We start from the raw sequence: 21714 nt of genomic DNA, 5'->3' as shown, positions 1-21714 counted from the left end.
CACCTACAACCCTAGCGCCGTAGCGTGACGGTATGCGCATCCTGGTCCTTGGCGGTACCGCCTTCCTGTCCGCAGAAACCGCCCGGCAGGCTGTTGCCGCCGGACATGACGTCACCTGCTTTGCCCGTGGCACCTCAACAACCCCGCCCGACGGCGCCACCTGGGTCAGGGGCGACCGCGCCCTGGGCGCGGCGGCCTATGCCGAACTCGACGGCGGATGGGACGCCGTGGTGGAGGTGTCGCGGGATCCCGTGCAGGCGGGCGAGGCGTTGGACGTGCTGGGAGCCGTTGCCGCGCACTGGACGTTTGTGTCCAGTTGCTCTGTTTATGCAGACCATTCGATACCCGGTGCGGATGAGGCCGCGGAGCTGCTGGAGCCGTTGCCGGCCGGACAGTCCGGTACCCCGGAGATGTACGGCGAATCCAAGTCCGCCATTGAGCAGATGACTCTGGCTGTGGTGGGGGAGAAGGCACACATCGTGCGGGCGGGGCTCATCAGCGGCCCGGGCGACGGCACTGACAGATACGGATATTGGCCCGCCCGATTCGCTGCTGGCCCTGGCCCGGTGCTGGTTCCTGACATCCCGGAGGCCGCAACACAGATCATTGACGTCCGGGATCTCGCAGCGTGGATCCTGCAATCCGCCGGTGGGGGACTGACGGGTACGTACAACGCGTTGGGCGACGTCGTGCGTTTTGAGGACTACCTGGTCGAGTCCCAGCAGGCGGCTGGAACCGGAGCCGGGGATGGAGTCGCGCATGACGTTGTCCGGGCTGATGAAGAGTGGCTCGTGGAGAACGGCATCGAGTACTGGGCAGGACCGGACTCGCTTCCCTTGTGGTTGCCGGGGGACCATGACGGCTTCCAGGCCCGGTCAAACCGCGCTGCACGTGAGCGCGGAATGGTCCTGCGGCCGTGGCAGGAAACCCTGGCGGCCACCCTCGAGGACGAAAGGAACCGGGGACTCGGCAGGGAACGCAAAGCCGGGCTCGGCCGCGAAACCGAACAACGTCTCGTGGCACTATGGCGGGCCCGGCAGACTTAGGCTGCTTCCGGCGTCGTGCTTGGTTCGTGGAGTACTGGGAAATTGACGCTGCGGGCGATGAAGCAGACCTGGTGGGCTTCATGGTGCAGTTGGGACATCAACCCGGCGTCGCCGGGACCGGCAATGGTGACATGGGGTTTGAGCGTGACGCTTTCGAATTGTCCGCTGCCGTCCCGGTTGAGCTTCATCAAGCCCACGGCACGGTCCTCGTAGCCCGTGACTACCACCCCGTGCTTGACGGCCACATGGAGAAAAGAGAGCATGTGGCACTGCGAGAGGGCAGCAAGCAGGAGTTGCTCCGGGTTGTAGCGTGAACGGTCTCCATGGAAGGTGGGATCAGCGGATCCCTGCAAGGTGGGCAGCCCCGGGATTTCGACGTCGTGGTCCCGTGAATATGCCCGGTAGCCCGCTGTGCCCTCACCCAGGTTCCCGGTCCAGCGGACGGTCAGCGCGTAGTGGTGTTCGTTGAGGCCCATGCGGACAGTCTAGCCAGCAGGCATCAACTGTCCGCAGGGACCTCGTCAGGTACCGGGACTAGACGTCGGCAGCCCGTGCGCGGAGGGCGCGGGCTACGCCGTCGCGGTTCTCCAGCATCATGCGGCGAAGGGCCGCGCTGTCCTCCGGAAGCGCCGCCAGGAGTTTGTCTGTACGGTCCACCGTTGCCTGCGTCGTGAGCTGCGCCGGGTAAAGCCCCACTACAATCTGCTGCGCCAGGGCGTGAGTGCGTTCCCTGACGATTCCGGGCACGGCATCAAAGTACTTTTCGGCGTAGGGTTCCAGCAACTCAGTGGTGGGGACCCGCATGAAGCCGGCCACGGCGGACGCCTGAAGCGCGTTGGAGAGTTCTCCGGTGACCACGATCGCGTCCCACGCTGCGGCCTTGGCTTCAGCGGTGGGGATGGCTGCCTTCGCCTGGGCGGCAGCATTTTGACCATTTGAGGTGTTATCGCGGGCAAGTTCAGCGTCGATGCGTTCCTGGCCTTGGCGCCCGCCGGCCACCAGTGCGGTCAGGAGCTCCCAGCGCATGTCCTGGTCCACTGTGAGGCCTTCCAGCGTTTCGGTTCCGTCCAGCAGCGCCTGGATGCGATCCAGCTGGCCCCCGCTGCGCGCGAGTTGGGCAAAGGACTTGGCGAACTGCAGCTGGGCATCCGAGGCCGCTTCCACCGAGGATGCAAGTTCCCACAGCTTGTCGGCGGCGGCGACGGTGGCCTCGGCTTTGTGCTCGGCGGCCACATAGTAGGTCAAGGTAGTGGCCAGCTGGCGAAGCTGGACCAGAATGACCGAGGAATCCGTTTCATGGGCAATGTTGGCAAGGACCAGGTCCACGTAACCGCGGGCCGGGGTCTCGCCGTCGCGCGCCGCATCCCAGGCCGAGCCCCACACCAGGGTGCGCGGCAGGCTGGCCGCGAAGTCCTTCAGGTGGGTCGTGGCGGTGGCAAGGGAGTGCGGGTCGAGGCGGACCTTGGCGTAGGCGAGGTCGTCGTCGTTGAGCAGGATCAGGTCCGGGCGTGCCTTGCCAACCAAGGCAGGGACCTCCGTGCGGGGCCCGTCGACGTCAAGCTCCTCCCGGTGGGAGCGTTCCAGCTTGCCCTCACCGGAGAGCGAGTAGAATCCAACGGCGAGGCGGTGCGGACGGAGGGTTGGCTGATCCTCGATCGCGGTCTGCACAATCGCAAATCCGGTGATGGTCCCGTCAGCGTCAACGGTCACCTCGGGCGCAAGGGTGTTGACGCCGGCAGTTTCGAGCCAGAGTTTGCCCCAACCATCCAGGTCGCGGCCGCTGGCCGCCTCAAGTTCCACCATGAGGTCGGCGAGCTCGGTGTTCTTCCAGGCGTGCTTGGCGAAGTAGGTGCGGACGCCGGCCATGAACTGCTCCGGACCCACCCAGGCCACCAACTGCCGGAGCACCGAAGCTCCCTTGGCATAGGTGATGCCATCGAAGTTCACCTCCACGTCTTCGAGGTTGTTGATCTCGGCGAAGATCGGGTGGGTGGTGGGCAGCTGGTCCTGCTTGTACGCCCATGACTTTTCGACTGATGCGAAAGTGGTCCAGGCGCGGTCGAATGCCGTGTTTTCCACGGCAGCCAGGTGCGACATGTATTCGGCGAAGGACTCGTTGAGCCAGAGGTCGTTCCACCACCGCATGGTCACCAGGTCCCCGAACCACATGTGGGCCAGTTCGTGCAGAACGGTGATGGCGCGCCGTTCGACCTGGGCTCCGGTGACCTTTCCGCGGAAGACGTAGCCTTCCAGGATGGTCACGGCGCCGGCGTTTTCCATGGCTCCGGCGTTGAACTCAGGGACAAACAACTGATCGTACTTTTCAAACGGGTACGGGCAGCCGAACTGGGCTTCGAAGAACTCAAATCCTTGACGGGTCAGTTCGAAGATGTTGTCCGCATCGAGATACTGCATCAACGACTTGCGGGCGAAGACTCCCAGCGGCACAACCCGTCCGTCGGCGCTGGTGGCCTCGGAACGGACCGCCTGATACGGTCCGGCGATCAATGCAGTGACGTACGAGGACAGGCGGGGAGTGGGCGCGAACTCCCACACGGACCGGGCGCTGCCGTCTTCCCCGGCAGGAGCTTCAACGGGCACCGGCGTGGGGGAGTTGGAAATGACGTCCCAGTGCGACGGCGCTGTGACACTAAAGGTGAAGGTTGCCTTCAGGTCGGGCTGCTCAAAGACGGCGAACATCCGCCGGGAGTCCGGAACCTCGAACTGTGTGTAGAGGTACACCTCGCCGTCCACAGGGTCAACAAAACGGTGCAGTCCCTCGCCCGTGTTCATGTAGGGGGCGTCTGCGACCACCACGAGCTCGTTATCGGCGGCCAGGTCCGGGAGCTGGATGCGGATGCCGTCCGAGACCTCCGCGGGGTCCAGGTCAGTTCCGTTCAAGGTCACGCTGTGGACGGCCTGGGTGATGGCATCAATAAAGGTGGTGGATCCCGGAGTTGCGGAGAACTTCACCACGGTGGTGGAGCCGAAGACGTCAGGGCCTTTGGTCAGGTCCAAAGTGACGTTGTACGACTCGACGTTGAGCAGTTGGGCGCGGATCGCGGCTTCGTCGCGCGTGAGGTTCAGGCCTGGCAAGTGGTGCCTCCGGAAGATTTTGGGATGCCCGGCCAATCGCGGCCGGACGCTGGTGTGAAGCCATTCTTTCACTCCGCGGCCCGAAGGCAAGGAGGGAACACCACAGTGTCGCCGCACGGAGTAGCGTTGGATTATGGGATCGTTCCGGGACACTCTCGATTTCCGCGCACTGAGGTTTGCGGTCGCCTTTCCGTTGCTCCTCGCCGTCGGATTTGTGGTGTGCGCACAAATGCTGCGCAACGATCTTCCCAACCCCGTTGCCGTCATGTGGAACCGCGACGGCGGCAGTTCGTTCGCGCCGTTCGGCGCCTACGTGACCGGCGGCGCAGCCCTCATTACCTTGTGTGGATGGGCCGTGTTCCTCCAAGCGGTGTCCATCACCAGGCCTGTTGTCATGAGGCGCGTCATGATGGGCCTGGGGCTGACAGTGAGCCTTTTCATCACCACGGTGGTGGCAGCCGGGCTGGTGGGACAATCCGGGCTGGGGGACGCGCGCGAGTCCCATGTAGACCCGATCGTGTTGGCCATGGGCAGCGGCGCGGCCGTGGCCCTGGGCGTCGTCATGATGTTCGCCTTCAAGCCGGACCCGCGCTGGACCCGCGAGGATGACGTGGCCCTCCAGGAGGAACTGACCCTGCTCGAGGACCCGGACCTGGCCCGCGACTCGCTTCGCCTGTGGGTGCATGCCCGGAGCTCGGTCTTCATCATGATCATTGTTTCCGCTGTTTTCCCCGCGGCTTTGATTGCGGTCGCCGTCCCGTGGCTCGGCGCGTTGGTGGCAGTGGCTGCTCTGGTGGGCGCTGGCTTCCTGTTTGCCCGCGTGCGGGCGGACAGGGGAGGCCTGCAAGTGTTCGCCGGTGGCATTGTGCGCGTCCTGACCGTCCCCGCCGTCGAGATCGCCGGGGCGGCTCCTGCGGACGTCAAAGCGGCTGATTATGGCGGGTGGGGCTGGCGGCACCACGACGACGCTACGGCAATGCTGGTCAGCAGCGGGCCTGCCGTCGTCGTCAGGAAACTTAACGGGGGCAGGGTGGCCCTCAGCGCCGGTTCCCAGGCCTCAGCCGACAAACTGGCAGGGATACTCAACCGGGCAGCCCACCGTGCCCGGGATGATGGACAGTCCCAACAACCCCGGTAGCGGTACCCTAGGTAGCGCATCCCTCACCGCCGCGCCCGGCCAGACGCCGTCCCCGCGCGCCAAAAAGAACGGACTTCCTGTGACTACACCCCGCGTCCACATCGCTACTGACCACGCCGGCATGGAACTGAGTGCCCACCTGGTCAGCCACCTCACGGCCAAGGGCTATGACGTGGTGGATCACGGACCCAAGGAGTACGACGCCCTGGACGACTACCCCTCTTTCTGCATCAACGCCGGCGTGGCTGTCGTGGCTGACCAGGAAGCCGGCATCCACGCCCTGGGCATCGTCTTGGGTGGTTCGGGAAATGGTGAGCAAATTGCCGCCAACAAGGTCAAGGGTGTCCGCGCTGCGCTTGCCTGGAACCTTTCCACCGCAAAGCTTGCCCGGGAGCACAACGACGCCAACGTCGTCGCTGTTGGCGGCCGTCAGCACTCGGTTGAAGAAGCTACCGAGCTCATTGAAGCCTTCCTTGAAGAACCTTTCAGCAACGACGAGCGCCATGTTCGCCGGATCGGAAAAATCGCGGTGTACGAAACCACCGGCGAAATCGTCCAGTAGTGCCCGAGGGGCATTCGGTCCACCGGCTGGCCCGCCAATTCCAGGATGTTTTTGGCGGCCACCGGCTGGACGTTTCCAGCCCGCAGGGCCGGTTCACCCACGGTGCACAGCTGCTGAGCGGACACACCATGGTTGAGTCGATGGCCCACGGGAAGCAGTTGTTCCTCAGGTTCGACCACGAACTCTTCCTCCACGTCCATCTGGGCCTGTACGGCGCGTGGAACTTCGGCGGGGACAGTTCCTTCACCGGTGCCTCCAGCATCGGTGCGCCGCGACGCATCGGTGAACAGGAAACAGGGCCGGCCTCGGACGAAACGGCCTCCCGTGAACCGGAGTACGCCGGCCCGCCTGCGCCGGTGGGCGCCGTCCGTGTCCGCCTGGTGTCGGACCACGGCTGGGCCGACCTCCGCGGTGCCACGACGTGTGCCGCCATTACGTCGGCGGAAGTTGCCGTTGTCATGGAACGGTTGGGTCCGGACCCGCTCCACAACCGCCCCGGCGACCGCGAGGAGTTCATCCGGCGCCTGCGCCGCCGGAAAACGGCGGTGGCCCTTTTGCTGATGGATCAGTCCGTTTTGGCCGGCGTGGGCAATATTTATCGAGCGGAAGTGCTGTTCCGGCAAGCCGTTGATCCCTGGACGCCGGGCAGCACCCTTGACGAGGAAACGGCCGGCCGTCTCTGGGATGACACCGTAGACACTATGTCCGACGGCGTTCGTGACGGACGGATTGTGACGACACCCTCCACGCTGTGGTCGGGTGGCGCAGCCATGGCGCCCGACGCCGACGCCCACTTTGTCTACAAGCGGGACGGCATGCCCTGCCGGGCCTGCGGGACGCCGGTGGGTATGACGGAAATTGGTGCGCGCAAGCTGTATTGGTGTCCGGGCTGCCAGGTGTAGCAGCAACAAAAAACGCCCCGATCCGAGGATCGGGGCGTTTTCCCTTGGAGGGGACGACGGGAATCGAACCCGCGTAATCAGTTTGGAAGACTGAGGCTTTACCATTAAGCTACGTCCCCAGGACGGATATCCTTTTTCAGGACATCTTCCCGGTGGCTGTTCAAGCCGGGTACAACTAAACCTAATTCCGGCGGCGGTGTCAAATGTGCATTCCTGGCTCGCTTGCCCGTAGACTGTCCTGTGCGTTCGGGGTGTAGCTCAGCTTGGCTAGAGCGCCTGCTTTGGGAGCAGGAAGTCGCAGGTTCAAATCCTGTCACCCCGACTCTGTGTTTGTGTCCGCCTCAGGGACGCGACAGAACCCCATACCCACAAAATCAGGAGTACTTAGACTGTGAAGAGCGCTGTCGAGAACCTCACCGCAACGCGGGTCAAGCTCAACGTTGAGGTTCCCTTTGAGGAACTTAAGCCGAGCATCGATGCCGCGTACAAGACCGTTGCTTCGCAGATCCAGGTTCCCGGATTCCGCAAGGGCAAAGTTCCCACCAAGCTGATCGACCAGCGCGTTGGCCGCGGCTACGTCCTGGAGACGGCCATCAACGATGGCCTCAATGGCTGGTACCAGGCTGCAGTTCAGGAAACGGGCGTTCGCCCCCTGAGCCGTCCCGAGGTTGAAATCACCGAGGTTCCTGACCCCACCTCCACCGATGGCGAGCTCAAGTTCCAGGTGGAAATCGATGTCCGCCCCGAGATCGAGCTGCCGGACTACGCCGGCATCAAGGTCGAGGTGGCTGCCGCTGAGTCCTCCGAAGCTGACGTTGAGAAGTCCCTCGACGAACTGCGTGGCCGTTTCGGCACGCTGAAGTCCGTTGAGCGCCCCGCCAAGAACGATGACTTCCTGACCATCGACATCACCGCCACCATTGACGGCGAAGAGATCGATTCTGCGGCAGGCCTGTCCTACCAGGTTGGCGCCGGCACCATGCTTGAAGGCCTCGACGAAGCCGTGACCGGCCTCTCAGCCGACGAAGAGGCAATCTTCGACACCACGCTGGTGGGCGGCGACCACGCCGGCGAGTCCGCTCAGGTGAAGGTTGTTGTCAAGGCTGTCAAGGAGCGCGAGCTCCCCGAGGCCAACGATGACTTTGCACAGCTTGCCTCCGAGTTCGACACCCTTGCCGAGCTCCGTGAGGACCTCGCCAAGCAGGCTTCCGACTCCAAGGTTGTGGAGCAGGGTGTTGAGGCACGCGACAAGGTCCTGGACAAGCTCGTTGAGCTCGTAGAGGTTCCGGTTCCGGATTCCGTGGTCGAAGAGCAGATCGAAGCCCACTTCAACCCGGAGAACGCCCACGGCGAAGGTGACCACGACACCGAGGAGCACCGCGCCGAGGTCAAGGCCAACACCGAGCGTGCGTTCCAGAACGAGGTCATCCTTGACGCCATCGCGGACAAGGAAGAAGTGGATGTCAGCCAGAACGAGCTGATCGACTACATCGTCACCACCGCAAGCCAGTACGGCATGGACCCCAACCAGTTCGCCCAGATCATTGATCAGAGCGGCCAGGTTCCCATGATGGTTTCCGAGGTCCGTCGCCGCAAGGCGCTGGCAGTTGTGCTCGGCCAGGCAGAAGTTGTCGACTCCGAGGGCAACAAGGTTGACCTCACCGACTTCGTTCGTCCTGCCGGTGAAGCAGCAGCCGAAGAGGCCGCCGCTGTCGAGGCAGCTGAGGAAGCCGACGCCGCAGCAAGCGACGACCCCGCAGCAGTGAAGTTCTAGTCAACGACTTCAACCGGCCCCGGATCTTCTGATCCGGGGCCGGTTTGCTTTAAGGCTGGACATTGGAGCTGAACGCAGACGTGCGCCGTCAGCGAACAGCGCGATTCCGGCGAACAAATCACCTCGGAAAACGGTTAGTGTCCAAGTAGTGAAGTTCAGTGAGGTCACTGGCACCAGCGAGAGGTAAGTACTTATGTCACAGCAATCAGAGGCTCCCCGGATGGCAACTGTCGATCCCGCAGCCCAGGACAACTACATCTACAACCGCCTGCTGAAAGAGCGCATTATCTGGCTCGGCTCTGAAGTCCGTGACGAGAATGCCAACGCCATCTGCTCCCAGCTCCTCCTCCTCTCGGCCGAAGACCCGGAGAAGGACATCTACCTGTACATCAACTCCCCGGGTGGGTCCGTGACGGCCGGCATGGCCATCTACGACACCATGCAGTTCATTCCGAACGACGTCGTCACCGTCGCTACGGGCTTGGCTGCCTCCATGGGCCAGTTCCTCCTGTCGTCCGGCACCAAGGGCAAGCGTTACGCCACACCCAACGCCCGCATCCTGATGCACCAGCCTTCCGGCGGCATCGGCGGCACGGCCTCGGACATCAAGATCCAGGCTGAACTGATCCTCCACATGAAGAAGGTCATGGCCGAACTCACGGCTGAGCAGACCGGTCAGTCCGTAGAGACCATCCTCAAGGACAACGACCGCGACAAGTGGTTCACGGCTGCCGAGGCGTTGGAATATGGCTTCTTCGACAAGATCTCGGCGCATGCCGGTTCTGTTGCCGGTGGTGGCGGAACGGCCAACCAGTCGGGCGCAGAGTCGAACTCCGAAAACTAACCGGCACAAAGAACCACTGAAACCCCAGGAGTAAAGAACATGAACTACAACTTCGGATGGTCTGCCGGTAATCTCCCGTCCAGCCGTTACGTCCTGCCCCAGTTCGAGGAGCGCACGCCCTACGGCTTCAAGCGCCAGGACCCGTACACCAAGCTGTTCGAGGACCGCATCATCTTCCTCGGTGTCCAGGTCGACGACGCCTCCGCCGATGACATCATGGCCCAGTTGCTGGTCCTTGAGTCAACGGACCCGGACCGCGACATCACCCTGTACATCAATTCGCCGGGTGGTTCGTTCACGGCCATGACGGCCATTTACGACACCATGCAGTACATCCGTCCGGAAATCCAGACGGTATGCCTGGGCCAGGCTGCCAGTGCAGCTGCAGTCCTGCTTGCTGCAGGTACCCCGGGCAAGCGACTGGCACTTCCGAACGCTCGTGTCCTGATCCACCAGCCGGCCCTCTCCGGTGGCCAGGGCGGGCAGGCTTCAGACCTCGAAATCCAGGCTGCGGAAGTCATGCGCATGCGTACGTGGCTTGAGGACACGCTGGCACACCACTCCGGCCGTACGTCGGAGCAAGTCAACAACGACATCGAGCGTGACAAGATCCTCACGGCTGCTGATGCCTTGAGCTACGGCCTGATCGATCAGGTTCTTGACTCCCGGAAGATCAAGCCGCAGGCGATCACCCGGTAGCACACGGAATTCGACGCCGGTGCGGTTCACGAAATATGGACCGCACCGGCGTTCTGTTTCCACCCAAGCAGCCCATTGTGACCTAGAGTGGATGTTGTCACGGTGGTGCCAGCCGCGGCTTGGCCGCACACTTGAGTACGGCGCGGAGCCGCACCACCCGCATGCAACGAAGGGATTCCCACATGGCTCGGATTGGCGAGAGCACGGATCTGCTGAAGTGTTCTTTCTGCGGAAAGAGCCAAAAGCAGGTGCGGAAGCTGATTGCCGGGCCCGGTGTGTACATCTGCGATGAATGCATCGAGCTTTGCAACGAGATCATTGAAGAGGAACTCGCTGAAGTTTCCGATCTCGGCAGTTTCGAACTGCCCAAGCCCCGTGAGATTTTCGACTTCCTGCAGGAATACGTCATTGGCCAGGAACCCGCCAAACGGTCGCTGGCGGTGGCTGTCTACAACCACTACAAGCGGATCCAGGCCGGCCATGCACCCAAGACCGGCAGCCTCGGCGAGGGCTCGCACCACGAGGACGTGGAGATCGCAAAATCCAACATCCTCCTGATCGGCCCCACCGGCTGTGGCAAGACCTATCTCGCCCAGACCTTGGCCCGTCGCCTTAATGTTCCCTTTGCCGTAGCCGATGCGACTGCCCTGACGGAGGCCGGCTACGTCGGCGAGGACGTTGAGAACATCCTGCTCAAGCTCATCCAGGCTGCGGACTACGACGTCAAGAAGGCCGAGCAGGGCATCATCTACATTGACGAGATCGATAAAATCTCGCGTAAGAGTGAGAATCCGTCGATTACCCGCGACGTATCCGGTGAAGGTGTACAGCAGGCACTGTTGAAGATTCTTGAGGGAACCGTTGCCTCCGTGCCACCTCAGGGAGGCCGCAAGCACCCGCATCAGGAATTCATCCAGATCGACACCACCAACGTACTCTTCATTGTGGCCGGCGCTTTTGCGGGCCTTGAGGACATCATTGGTTCACGGTCCGGGCGGAAGGGCATCGGCTTTGGTTCACCGCTGAACGAGGCCCGGGACAACGTGGACACCTATGGCGAAGTCATGCCGGAGGACCTGCTGAAGTTCGGCCTCATTCCGGAATTCATTGGCCGGCTCCCCGTGATCACCACCGTCTCCAATTTGGACCGGCCTGCCCTCATCCAGATTCTGTCAACTCCGAAGAACGCGCTGGTAAAGCAATACCAGAAGATGTTCCAGCTGGACGGCGTGGATTTGCAGTTCGAAGACGACGCCTTGGACTCCATCGCCGACCAAGCGCTCGAACGCGGCACTGGCGCCCGTGGACTCCGGGCCATCATGGAAGAAGTGTTGCTGCCGGTCATGTTCGATCTCCCCAGCAGGGATGACATAGCCACGGTGGTCATCACGGCCGATGTTGTGTTGAAGAAGGCCCAGCCCACCATGATCGCCCATGACGTGGTGGCCAAGCGCCGGAATAAGTCGGCCTAGCAGTCTGTTGGCCTAGACAAGGAGTGGTTCCGGTGAACCGCTCGCCATACCACGCTTCCCACCTTTTCCGAGGAGTTCCCTATGCCCGAAAAGTCCACGCCTGAACGGACCGTCAACAAGGCCGATTTCTGGTTTGACCCCGTTTGCCCGTTCGCCTGGATCACGTCGCGCTGGATTGGCGAGGTGGAGGAAGTACGTGGCATCCAGACTGAATGGCACGTTATGAGCCTTTCCGTCCTCAACGAGGGCCGGGACCTTCCTGCTGATTACAGGGCAATGATGGATGACAGCTGGGGACCTGTACGCGTGATCATCGCCGCCCAGGAACTTCACGGTGCCAACTACGTCAAGCCGTTGTATGACGCCATGGGGGAGCAGATCCACCACGAGGGCAACAAGGACCGGGCATCGGTCGTCCAGAAGGCCCTTGCCGAGGTAGGCCTGCCGGCTGATCTGGCACGCTTCGCTGGCACGGACGAATACGATGCCCAATTGCGTTCGAGCCACGAGGACGGGATCTCATTGGTAGGCCAGGATGTAGGAACTCCCGTCGTCGCCTTCAATGGAACTGCCTTCTTCGGTCCCGTACTGACCCGCATTCCCCGCGGTGAAGAAGCGGGGAAGATCTGGGATGCCACGGTGACCCTGGCCGGCTACCCGCACTTCTTCGAGTTGAAGCGCAGCCGCAGCGAAAGCCCCGAATTCAACTAGTTTCCCGGGCTCAAGAGGCTTCCCGGACTCAACCAGCAGGTTACTTCAGGAACCTCGATGTCCGCCGGTCAGCAAGGATCTTTCCATTGGTCTGGCAGGTGGCACAGTATTGCAGGGAGGTGTCCGCAAAGGACACCTCCCTCACTATGTCCCCGCACACCGGACAAGGAAGGCCTGTCCTTGCGTGCACCCGGAAGTTGCTGCGTTTGGTGTCTTTGAGTTCGCTGGACGGCTTGCCGGCGGCTGCGTTGACAGCTCCCACCAGAATCTCCTGCATGGCCTCGTAGAGCCGCACCACTGTGGCCTGGTCCAGGGACTTGGCGCTGGCGAAAGGGGAGATTTTTGCTGCGTGCAGGATTTCGTCACTGTACGCATTTCCTATACCGGCAATGACGCCCTGACTCCGAAGCAATCCCTTGATCTGTTGTGAACTGGATCCAAGGATCGCCGCCAGCGCGCCAAGGTCGAAATCGGGGCTGAGGGGCTCTGGTCCCAGAGTGGCGATTCCCGGCACGTCGTGGGGATCGCGCACCACGTAGATGGCCAGGCTCTTCTTGGTTCCGGCTTCCGTCAGATCCACACCGATGTGGGCTTCGTCGGCAGGGCGGTGCAACAGGAGCCTTGCAGAGATGTTGCTTTTGCCCATCCGCAATCCCGCAGACGAAGGGTGCTCGGTATAGCGGACCCAACCGGCCTTGGCCAGATGGAAGACAAAGAACAGGCCATCAACATCAAGGCACACGAATTTACCGATGCGTTGTACACCCTGGACGCTTCTGCCTTCGAGGACGCTGTATGGAGGATCAGCAGTCTTCAGTGCGGAGAAGGAATTGATGCGGACCTCGTTGAGCACGGCTCCACGGAGTTGGGTGTCCAGATACATGCACAGACCGTGCACTTCGGGGAGTTCCGGCATGGTCAATACTCTGCCACAGGTAACCCCCGGAGCGCAGGAGAACTACAGGTTTGTAGTTCTTCCAGGGGTCTTGTGCATTGCTTTCAGCGGGACAACAATGGTTCTTACCCACTTCGAAAGAAGAGGGACACGGAAACCAAAGATTCAGTGATTGCAACCAACGCAGCCTTTGGCAAAGTTGGAAGCAGGCTACCAGTGATGAGGTAGGAAGACCTGAAATTCCTAGGATTCCGCCAGACTGTCAAGACATCACCAGACAGCCGAAAAGTCGAAGCCCCACCAACGGCAAAACGCTGATGGGGCTTCCCCTTTGCCCAAAATCTATGGGCGCAGTGACTTCCGGTACTACGACTGGGACGCGGACGTCTCCTCGGCCGGTGCCAGGACAACGTCGCTGACGGTCAGTTCGCCTTCACCGGATTGGAGCGTGATTTCCTGCGCGTTGGCGGCTGCCTTCAAGTCACCCAGTCCGGCTTTTAGTTGGGCCACCAGAACCTCCGGGGCCGTGATGGAAGCAGCGAGCACCTCCGTGCGCTGCTTGACCTTCGCCTCGGACTTGGCTTTGCGGATACCGCTGAGGGCGATGCCCACTGTGCCCAGCATCGTGGTGTCGCCGTCGGTGATTTCCAGGGCGGCGGGCCACTCTGCACGGTGGACCGATCCTGCGCGCCACCAGCCCCAGACCTCTTCGGTAGCGAAGGGCAGGAACGGTGCGAAGAGACGCAGGAGCGAGTCCAGTGTTGTCGCCAGAGCAGCGAGGACGGAAGCCTGTTCGGTCTCCCCGGCGGCACCATAGGCGCGGTCCTTGATGAGCTCTACGTAGTCGTCCGTGAATTGCCAGAAGAAGGACTCGGTGATCTGGAGTGCGCGGGCGTAGTCGTAGTTCTCAAACGCCTTGGTGGACTGGGCAACGACGTCGGACAGTTGCGCGAGCAGCGCACGGTCCAGCGGGTTGGTCAGCACCGAGAGGTCAGCGGACACCACGGAGTTCTCGGTGGCACCAAGGTTGAGCACGAACTTGGAGGCGTTCAGCAGCTTGATGGCCAGCCGACGGCCGATCTTCATCTGCGCAATTTCGTAGGCAGTGTCCGCGCCGAGCTTGGCAGAAGCGGCCCAGTAGCGGACGGCATCGGAACCGTACTCGTTGAGCACATCAGTGGGCACCACAACGTTGCCCTTGGACTTGGACATCTTCTTGCGGTCCGGGTCCAGGATCCAGCCGGAGATGGCCGCGTGCTTCCACGGGGCATTCTTCTGCAGGGCATCAGCGCGAACGGCAGAGGAGAACAGCCAAGTGCGGATGATGTCGTGGCCCTGCGGACGGAGGTCGAACGGGTAGACCTTGGAGAACAGGTCCTCGTCACGGCTCCAGCCGCCCACAATCTGGGGTGTGAGCGAGGACGTGGCCCAGGTATCCAGGACGTCGGCGTCACCTGTGAAGCCGTTGGCCTGGTCACGCTGCGATTCCTCGAAGCCGGGAGCAGCGTTCGCCGCAGGGTCCACGGGCAGCATGTCGTCCGACGGCAGGATGGGGTTGTCGTAATCCGGGTTGCCTTGGGCATCCAACGGGTACCAGACGGGGATCGGTACGCCAAAGAATCGCTGGCGGGAAACCAGCCAGTCGCCGTTCAGGCCGGCGATCCAGTTCTCGTAGCGGGACCGCATGAAAGCAGGGTGGAAGGTGATTTCCTGGCCCCGGCTGATCAGGCGTTCGCGGCGTTCCTCATCGCGGCCACCGTTGCGGATGTACCACTGACGGGACGTAACAACCTCGAGGGGCTTGTCACCCTTTTCGAAGAAGTTCACCGGGTGGGTGATCTTCTTCGGTTCGCCGTCCAGCAGGTCCGCTGCCTTGAGGAGTTCAACGACGGCTTCCTTGGCAGAGAAAGCGGTCTTGCCCGCGATCGCAGCGTAGGCTTCCTTGCCGGCGTCGGTGGTGATCCAATCCGGGGTATCGGCAATGATGCGGCCGTCGCGGCCCATGATGGCACGCGTGGGCAGCTGCAGTTCGCGCCACCACGTGACGTCGGTGAGGTCGCCGAAAGTACACACCATGGCAATGCCGGAGCCCTTATCCGCCTTGGCGAGGGGGTGGGCCTTGACCTCAAGTTCGACGTCGAACAGCGGGGACTTCACGGTCTTGCCGAACAGCGGCTGGTACCGTTCGTCGTCGGGATTCGCCACCAGGGCCGCGCAGGCGGCCAGCAGTTCCGGGCGGGTGGTCTCGATGAAGATCTTTTCGCCGTCTTCAGTGAAGAAGGGGTAGCGGTAGTAGGCGCCTGCAACTTCGCGGTCCTCAAGTTCAGCCTGCGCAACAGCCGTGCGGAACGTCACGTCCCAGAGCGTCGGCGCTTCGGCCATGTAGGCGTCACCGGCAGAAAGGTTCGCGAGGAAGGCGCGCTGTGAGACCGCACGTGAGGTGTCGTCAATGGTGCGGTACGTCAGGTCCCAGTCCACGGACAGGCCGAGGGTCTGGAACAGGTTCTCGAAGACTTTCTCGTCCTCAACGGCGAGTTCCTCGCACAGTTCGATGAAGTTCCGGCGCGATACGACGTCGAAGTCCCGCTGGTTCTTGGCCGGCTGTGCGGGCGGCGTGTAGTCGGCCTGGTAGGGGATGGCGGGATCGCAACGCACACCGTAGTAGTTCTGGACACGGCGCTCGGTGGGCAAGCCGTTGTCGTCCCAGCCCATGGGGTAGAAGACGTTCTTGCCGGTCATGCGCATGTACCGGGCCTGGACGTCAGTCTGGGTGAAGGAGAACATGTGGCCCACGTGAAGCGAGCCGGATGCCGTGGGCGGGGGAGTGTCGATCGAGTAGACCTGCTCCCGGGTGGTGTCCGGGTTGAACTTGTAGGTTCCTTCATCCAGCCAGCGCCGCGTCAAGGCAGCCTCAAGGCCTTCAAGGGCCGGCTTGTCGGGAACGTTGATGGGGTTGGTGGCGGGCGTGTCTGTACCCTGCGTTGATTCAGCCATGGATCAATTGTTTCATGGCTGAATCAACGCAGGTTACAGCCCGCCGGGGAAGGACCGGGCACCCCGGATAAGGTGGTGCCATGACTTTGGCAGCGCACAGCACCCCCACAGGACAGAATTCCGGAACGAACAAGACGGCCGTGGTCACCGGTGCAAGCACCGGCATCGGTGAAGCCACCGTCAGGGCCCTGGCGTCCACGGGCTGGACGGTCTTCGCCGTGGCGCGCAGGGCCGACAGGCTCGAGGCCCTGGGTGCTGAAACCGGCGCCGTGCCGTTCCCGGCTGACATCACCAACGACGACGACGTCGCCGCCTTGCTGGAGGCCGTGACCTCGGCCGGAGGTGCTGACACCCTCATCAACATCGCCGGTGGTGCACGCGGCGCGGACACCATCGCCAATGCGGACACCGAGGACTGGGAGTGGATGTACCAGGTCAACGTTTTGGGGACCATGAAGATCACCCGGGCATTCCTGCCCATGCTGCGGGACAACGGCGAAGGTACGGTCCTGAACCTGACCTCCACGGCCGGACTGTCGGCATACGAGGGCGGGGCCGGTTACAACGCCGCCAAGTTTGCCCAGCACGCCATGACCAATGCTTTGCGCCTGGAAGAGGTAGGCAACAACATCCGGGTGATCGAGGTGGCTCCAGGTCTGGTGTATACCGAGGAATTCGCACTGAACCGGCTGGGCGACAAAGACGCGGCCGCCAAGGTATATGCCGGTGTGGACAAGCCGCTGAGCGCCGGGGACGTGGCAGGCGTAGTGGCGTACTCAGTGTCGTTGCCGCACCACATCAACCTCGACCAGATCGTGATCCGTCCGGTAGCCCAGGCTGCCAACTACAAGTTGATCCGCAAGGAAAGTTAACCGGCAGGAATGCTGAGCGTTGCCAGGATGGCGGCGTGGTCGGTGCCCGGAACGTGGAGGGCCGCGTAGCCGCTGCTGCTGATCCGGGGCGAGGTGACAATGTGGTCGATGACGATGCCCGGCAGCGGCGGTCCCTCCATGGGCCAGGTGGGGGAGAGCCGCCCACCGGAAGCTGTTCCGACGTCGACGAGCTTCGTGCCCGCCTGCTGACCGTCCAAGGCGTTGTCGAGCAACGAACGGAACTCGGCGTGATCGTACGTTGAGTTGTAGTCGCCCACCAACAGGTGATTCCCGGGCCGGGACGCCTGCCGGGCCAGCTTGTCCAAATCACTGCGCCACTGCCCGATCCGCTCATCTACCGGTGGCAGGGTATGGACGTTGGTGAGGTTCAGCACCGCCGTGGAACCAGCACCGGAATCCGTGACCTGTACCCGGGTCACGTCCATCCGGAACGGGGTGTCAGGCAGCAGCCCCACCGCCTCCAGCGGGAACACGGAATACACCGCGCCACCGGACGCGTCGTCGTTGGGTTGACTGAGGAGATGTGGCAGCACGTCCTCCATGCCCGCTGAGCTGAGCGCGTCTTCAAGCCGTTGGGTGTGTTCCTGGATGGTCAGCAGCTGGACACCCTTCTCGCGGACCAGCCTCACAATGGTCGCCGCGTCCGCCTCGCCATACTCGGAGTTGAGGCTCATCACCTTCAGCGATGCCGTGGCCGTACCGGCCGGCAGTGCTTCCGCTTTTCCGTGGTCCAGCGGGAACAGCCAAAACAGCTGAACCGCCAACAGCGCCGCCGTCGTGATGATGACCCACCGACGCCGCCCCACCACAGCAAGCACCAGGGCAAGCGCCGCGGGCAGCACCATCCACGGCGTGAAGGACAGCAACTGCACCACAAGGAGAGGCCATTCGGCAGGGATGGCACGGAATATTGACAGCCCCGCAACCGGCAGCGACACCACCAGGGCCAGTACCGGCCACGCGAGGGATGCCGGCCGCCGGGGACGGCGGGTTTCCGGAAGTGCAGGAGCGGGAAGCGTCATGGGGACGAGTCTATGTACCAGCGGCGCCACCGGACTCCATCCATGGGATGAACTCCGGGTAGAGGGAGGCACCTCGCTGCCGCTAGACTTGGGGGACCAGCATAGACCCGGCCATCACCGGTGAGCTTCCGGAAGAACAGCGCTGGCCACCTGCAAGGTGGCAGGCGCCCAGTAGAACCGGACGGGTAAGCCCGTCACAGCAGTAATGAGAGGCCGGAGCCGGCAGCTATCCCTTACCCAGGGGTCGCCAAGGTTTCGGTAAGTGAGGTGGTACCGCGGTACCGGTGTTGCTGTGACTGAACAACAGCAAACATCGACGCCGTCCTCGCATCCTGACAGTCAACCAGCTATCACAGGATATGAGATGACCCACTACCCCAAGGCCTCAGCGTCTTCGTCCGGCACGCACGGCGTGTCCGCTTCCGTGAAGTTCCCGGAGATCGAAGAACGCATCCTCAAATACTGGGACGAAGACGGCACCTTCCAAGCCAGCATCGACCAACGTGATGCGGGTAAGGACGGCAGCAACGAGTTCGTCTTCTACGATGGCCCTCCCTTCGCGAACGGCCTCCCGCACTACGGCCACCTCCTGACCGGCTACGCCAAGGACCTCGTAGGCCGCTACCAGACCCAGCGCGGCAAGCGGGTGGAGCGCCGCTTTGGATGGGACACCCACGGCCTGCCCGCAGAGCTCGAAGCCATGAAGCAACTGGGCATGACGGACAAGACCCAGATCGAAGCCATGGGCATCGACAAATTCAACGACGCCTGCCGCGCCTCCGTGATGAAGTACGCCAACGAGTGGAAGGCCTACGTCACCCGCCAGGCCCGCTGGGTGGACTTCGAGAACGACTACAAGACCCTCAACGTCGAGTACATGGAGTCGGTGCTGTGGGCCTTCAAACAGCTGCATGAAAAGGGCCTGACCTACAACGGTTACCGCGTCCTCCCTTACTGCTGGAAGGACGAGACGCCGCTGTCCAACCACGAACTTCGCATGGACGACGACGTCTACAAGAACCGCCAGGACCAGACGGTCACGGTCACCTTCCCCATCAAGGCATGCGACACCGGTCTCTCCAAGGACCTTGCAGGTGTGCAGGCCATCGCCTGGACCACCACGCCCTGGACGCTGCCCACCAACCTGGCGCTCGCCGTCGGACCTGACATCTCCTATGCGGTCCTGCCCGCAGGACCCAACGGCGTCAAAGCGGCATCGGCCGAGGCTCCGGTCACGGGCAATTTCCTGCTCGCCTCTGACCTGCTGGGCTCCTATGCCAAGGACCTGGGGTACGACGACGTTGCTGCCGCAACTGCCGCCGTTGTCTCCACCCACACAGGCGCCGAGCTGGCAGGCCTTGAGTATGAGCCGCTGTGGAACGACTTTGCGGATACTGAGAAGTACGGCACGCAGAATGCCTGGCGCTTCCTGGTGGCCGACTACGTCACCACCACGGACGGTACCGGCATCGTCCACCAGGCTCCGGCCTACGGTGAGGATGACCAGAAGGTCTGTGAAGACGCCGGCATCCCCGTGGTCCTCTCCGTGGACGAAGGCGCCAGGTTCCTGCCGCTGTTTGCCCACGGCGAGCTGGCATCCATCGTTGGCCTGCAGGTTTTCGACGCCAACAAGCCCATCACCCAAGTGCTCCGCGCCGATGGCCGATTGGTCCGCCAGGCCAGCTACGAGCACAGCTACCCGCACTGCTGGCGCTGCCGGAATCCCCTGATCTACCGGGCAGTTTCCTCCTGGTACGTGGAGGTCACCAAGGTCAAGGACCGCATGTCCGAGCTGAACCAGGAGATCAACTGGATCCCGGGCAACGTCAAGGACGGCCAATTCGGCAAATGGCTGGACAACGCCCGCGACTGGTCCATCAGCCGCAACCGCTACTGGGGCTCACCCATCCCCGTGTGGCAGTCGGATGATCCCGAGTACCCGCGCACCGACGTCTACGGTTCGCTGGCGGACCTGGAGGCCGACTTCGGCCGCCTTCCGGTCAACAACGAGGGCCAGGTGGACCTGCACCGTCCGTTCATCGATGAACTGACCCGTCCCAACCCGGACGACCCCCGTTCGCCGGCAGAGGGCCAGTCCACCATGCGCCGCGTCGAGGACGTCCTGGACGTCTGGTTCGACTCCGGCTCCATGCCGTACGGACAGGTGCACTACCCGTTCCAGAACGAGGAGTGGTTCGACACCCACAACCCGGCGGACTTCATCGTGGAGTACATCGGACAGACGCGCGGCTGGTTCTACATGCTGCATATCCTGTCCACCGCGCTGTTTGATCGCCCGGCATTCCGCAATGTGATCAGCCACGGCATCGTCCTGGGCTCCGACGGCCAGAAGATGTCCAAGAGCCTGCGCAACTACCCGGACGTGTCCGAGGTCTTGGACCGCGACGGTTCCGACGCCATGCGCTGGTTCCTCATGTCCAGCCCCATCCTTCGCGGTGGGAACCTCGTGGTGACCGAGCAAGGTATCCGCGACGGCGTCCGTCAGGTCATCCTGCCGCTGTGGAACGTCTATAGCTTCTTCACGCTGTACACCAACGCATCGAACGGCGGTACGGGTTACGAAGCGAAGCTGCGGTACGACGGCTACGCCGACACCCTGGATCAGTACCTCCTGGCCAACACCGGAGACCTGGTCCGGAACATCACTTCCAGCCTGGACAGCTACGACATCTCAGGTGCCTGCGATCAACTGCGCAGCTACCTGGACATGCTCACCAACTGGTACGTCCGCCGCAGCCGCCAGCGCTTCTTCGACGAGAATGTTGACGCCTTTGACGCGCTCTACACGGCTTTGGAAGCCGTGTGCCGGGTGTCGGCGTCGTTGTTGCCGCTGGTCTCCGAGGAGATCTGGCGTGGTCTGACAGGTGGCCGCTCCGTGCACCTGGCTGACTGGCCCGACGCGTCCTTGTTCCCTGCCAACGCTGGGCTGGTGGAGGCCATGGACCGCGTGCAGCAGATCTGCTCCACAGGTTCCAGCCTGCGCAAGGGCGCCAACCTGCGCGTCCGCCTGCCGCTGCAGGAACTGACCGTTGTGGCACCTGGGGCGGACGCGCTGGAAGGCTTTGCCGCCGTCGTCGCTGATGAACTGAACCTGCGGTCCGTCCGCCTGCTGGACGCGGCAACTGCCTCGCCTGAGGAATTCGGTATCGAGCAGAAGCTGGTGGTCAACGCCCGGGCTGCCGGACCGCGCCTGGGCAAGAACGTCCAGCAGGCCATCAAGGGCTCCAAGTCCGGCGATTGGTCTGTCAATGATGCCGGTGTTGTCGTTGCCGGTGGCCTCGAGCTCGAGCCGCACGAGTACACGCTGGAGACTGTGGTTGCCGAAGCGGCCGACGGCGGCAGCTCTGCAGTAGCGGTACTTCCTGGCGGTGGCTTTGTGGTCCTCAACACCGAGGTCACCCCGGAGCTTGCCGCGGAAGGGCTGGCCCGGGACATGGTCCGCGCCATCCAGCAGGCCCGCAAGGACGCTGGACTCAACGTGAGTGACCGCATCCGCACGTCTGTGGAGGCCGCGCAGGACGTCGTTGACGCCTTGGAAGCCAATGCGGAGCTCGTGAAGACAGAAACGCTGACCCTTGAGCTGGAGGTTCTGCTGGCCGGCGTCGACGAACCGCAGGTCACGGTCACCAAGGCAGGAGCCTGAAT

16 protein-coding genes and 2 tRNA genes are annotated in these 21714 nt (G+C 62.8%); 12 read left to right on the top strand and 6 right to left on the bottom strand.

Going from position 1 to position 21714, the window contains the following annotated elements; translation table 11 throughout:
- Positions 1–32 precede the first annotated feature (32 nt).
- Positions 33–1046: an NAD-dependent epimerase/dehydratase family protein gene (locus ACIQLI_RS09525; RefSeq protein WP_400387504.1), complete on the top strand. Its 1014-nt coding sequence runs from the start codon at positions 33–35 to the stop codon at positions 1044–1046.
- On the opposite strand, the gene ACIQLI_RS09520 is transcribed toward ACIQLI_RS09525, so the two are convergent.
- Together ACIQLI_RS09520 and pepN are read right to left on the bottom strand one after the other, a co-directional pair.
- Positions 1043–1522 (bottom strand): OsmC family protein, encoded by a 480-nt coding sequence (locus ACIQLI_RS09520; protein WP_400387502.1) that lies wholly within the window; start codon positions 1520–1522, stop codon positions 1043–1045. The two genes, ACIQLI_RS09525 and ACIQLI_RS09520, sit on opposite strands and share 4 nt — an antisense overlap.
- 58 nt (positions 1523–1580) lie before the next feature.
- Positions 1581–4142 carry an aminopeptidase N gene (gene pepN, locus ACIQLI_RS09515; protein ID WP_400387499.1) on the bottom strand — a complete coding sequence of 854 codons (2562 nt, stop codon included), beginning with the start codon at positions 4140–4142 and terminating at the stop codon, positions 1581–1583.
- Positions 4143–4275: 133 nt separating this feature from the next.
- On the opposite strand from pepN, the gene ACIQLI_RS09510 reads away from it, so the two are divergent.
- The 3 genes from ACIQLI_RS09510 to ACIQLI_RS09500 all read left to right on the top strand — a co-directional run bounded on the left by ACIQLI_RS09510 (position 4276) and on the right by ACIQLI_RS09500 (position 6744).
- On the top strand, positions 4276–5280 hold the full coding sequence (locus ACIQLI_RS09510) for a hypothetical protein (RefSeq protein WP_354227127.1): 1005 nt from the start codon (positions 4276–4278) through the stop codon (positions 5278–5280).
- A 79-nt stretch (positions 5281–5359) separates the two neighbouring features.
- Positions 5360–5842 (top strand): ribose-5-phosphate isomerase, encoded by a 483-nt coding sequence (locus tag ACIQLI_RS09505; protein WP_400387496.1) that lies wholly within the window; start codon positions 5360–5362, stop codon positions 5840–5842.
- Entirely contained in the window at positions 5842–6744 is a 903-nt protein-coding gene (locus ACIQLI_RS09500; RefSeq protein ID WP_400387494.1) for an Fpg/Nei family DNA glycosylase, read from the top strand. Before ACIQLI_RS09505 ends, ACIQLI_RS09500 begins: the two co-directional genes overlap by 1 nt.
- 45 nt (positions 6745–6789) lie before the next feature.
- Here ACIQLI_RS09500 and ACIQLI_RS09495 read toward each other — a convergent pair.
- A tRNA-Gly gene (locus ACIQLI_RS09495) sits at positions 6790–6863 on the bottom strand.
- Between the two features lie 128 nt (positions 6864–6991).
- On the opposite strand from ACIQLI_RS09495, the gene ACIQLI_RS09490 reads away from it, so the two are divergent.
- From ACIQLI_RS09490 to ACIQLI_RS09465, 6 genes are all read left to right on the top strand, one after another.
- Positions 6992–7066, top strand: a tRNA-Pro gene (locus tag ACIQLI_RS09490).
- A gap of 69 nt (positions 7067–7135) precedes the next feature.
- On the top strand, positions 7136–8518 hold the full coding sequence (gene tig / locus ACIQLI_RS09485) for a trigger factor (RefSeq protein WP_400387491.1): 1383 nt from the start codon (positions 7136–7138) through the stop codon (positions 8516–8518).
- 220 nt (positions 8519–8738) lie between these two features.
- Entirely contained in the window at positions 8739–9362 is a 624-nt protein-coding gene (locus tag ACIQLI_RS09480) for an ATP-dependent Clp protease proteolytic subunit (protein WP_026542390.1), read from the top strand.
- A 39-nt stretch (positions 9363–9401) separates the two neighbouring features.
- Positions 9402–10061 (top strand): ATP-dependent Clp protease proteolytic subunit, encoded by a 660-nt coding sequence (locus ACIQLI_RS09475; protein ID WP_024816918.1) that lies wholly within the window; start codon positions 9402–9404, stop codon positions 10059–10061.
- Positions 10062–10243: 182 nt separating this feature from the next.
- Positions 10244–11533 (top strand): ATP-dependent Clp protease ATP-binding subunit ClpX, encoded by a 1290-nt coding sequence (gene clpX, locus ACIQLI_RS09470; RefSeq protein WP_354227118.1) that lies wholly within the window; start codon positions 10244–10246, stop codon positions 11531–11533.
- Positions 11534–11614: 81 nt separating this feature from the next.
- On the top strand, positions 11615–12244 hold the full coding sequence (locus tag ACIQLI_RS09465; protein ID WP_400387487.1) for a DsbA family protein: 630 nt from the start codon (positions 11615–11617) through the stop codon (positions 12242–12244).
- 40 nt (positions 12245–12284) lie between these two features.
- Here ACIQLI_RS09465 and ACIQLI_RS09460 read toward each other — a convergent pair whose 3' ends face one another.
- Both ACIQLI_RS09460 and valS read right to left on the bottom strand, forming a co-directional pair.
- A complete protein-coding gene (locus tag ACIQLI_RS09460; protein WP_400387484.1) occupies positions 12285–13160 on the bottom strand; it encodes a DNA-formamidopyrimidine glycosylase family protein in 876 nt (291 codons plus the stop codon).
- Between the two features lie 345 nt (positions 13161–13505).
- Positions 13506–16133 carry a valine--tRNA ligase gene (valS, locus tag ACIQLI_RS09455; protein ID WP_400387481.1) on the bottom strand — a complete coding sequence of 876 codons (2628 nt, stop codon included), beginning with the start codon at positions 16131–16133 and terminating at the stop codon, positions 13506–13508.
- A gap of 80 nt (positions 16134–16213) precedes the next feature.
- On the opposite strand from valS, the gene ACIQLI_RS09450 reads away from it, so the two are divergent.
- Positions 16214–17005: an SDR family oxidoreductase gene (locus ACIQLI_RS09450; protein ID WP_400387478.1), complete on the top strand. Its 792-nt coding sequence runs from the start codon at positions 16214–16216 to the stop codon at positions 17003–17005.
- Here the strand turns inward: ACIQLI_RS09450 and ACIQLI_RS09445 are convergent.
- Entirely contained in the window at positions 17002–18048 is a 1047-nt protein-coding gene (locus ACIQLI_RS09445; RefSeq protein ID WP_400387476.1) for an endonuclease/exonuclease/phosphatase family protein, read from the bottom strand. The genes ACIQLI_RS09450 and ACIQLI_RS09445 overlap by 4 nt on opposite strands.
- A 364-nt stretch (positions 18049–18412) precedes the next feature.
- Here ACIQLI_RS09445 and ileS point away from each other — a divergent pair, with 364 nt between their 5' ends.
- Positions 18413–21712, top strand: coding sequence for an isoleucine--tRNA ligase (ileS, locus tag ACIQLI_RS09440; protein ID WP_400387473.1), 3300 nt, complete (start codon positions 18413–18415; stop codon positions 21710–21712).
- The last annotated feature ends 2 nt before the right edge of the window (positions 21713–21714 follow it).

The sequence above is a fragment of the Paenarthrobacter sp. NPDC091669 genome (assembly GCF_044756725.1).
GTDB lineage: Bacteria > Actinomycetota > Actinomycetes > Actinomycetales > Micrococcaceae > Arthrobacter > Arthrobacter bambusae_C.
Note: the sequence above shows the minus strand (reverse complement) of the source record. Positions and strands in the feature narration are given on the sequence as shown.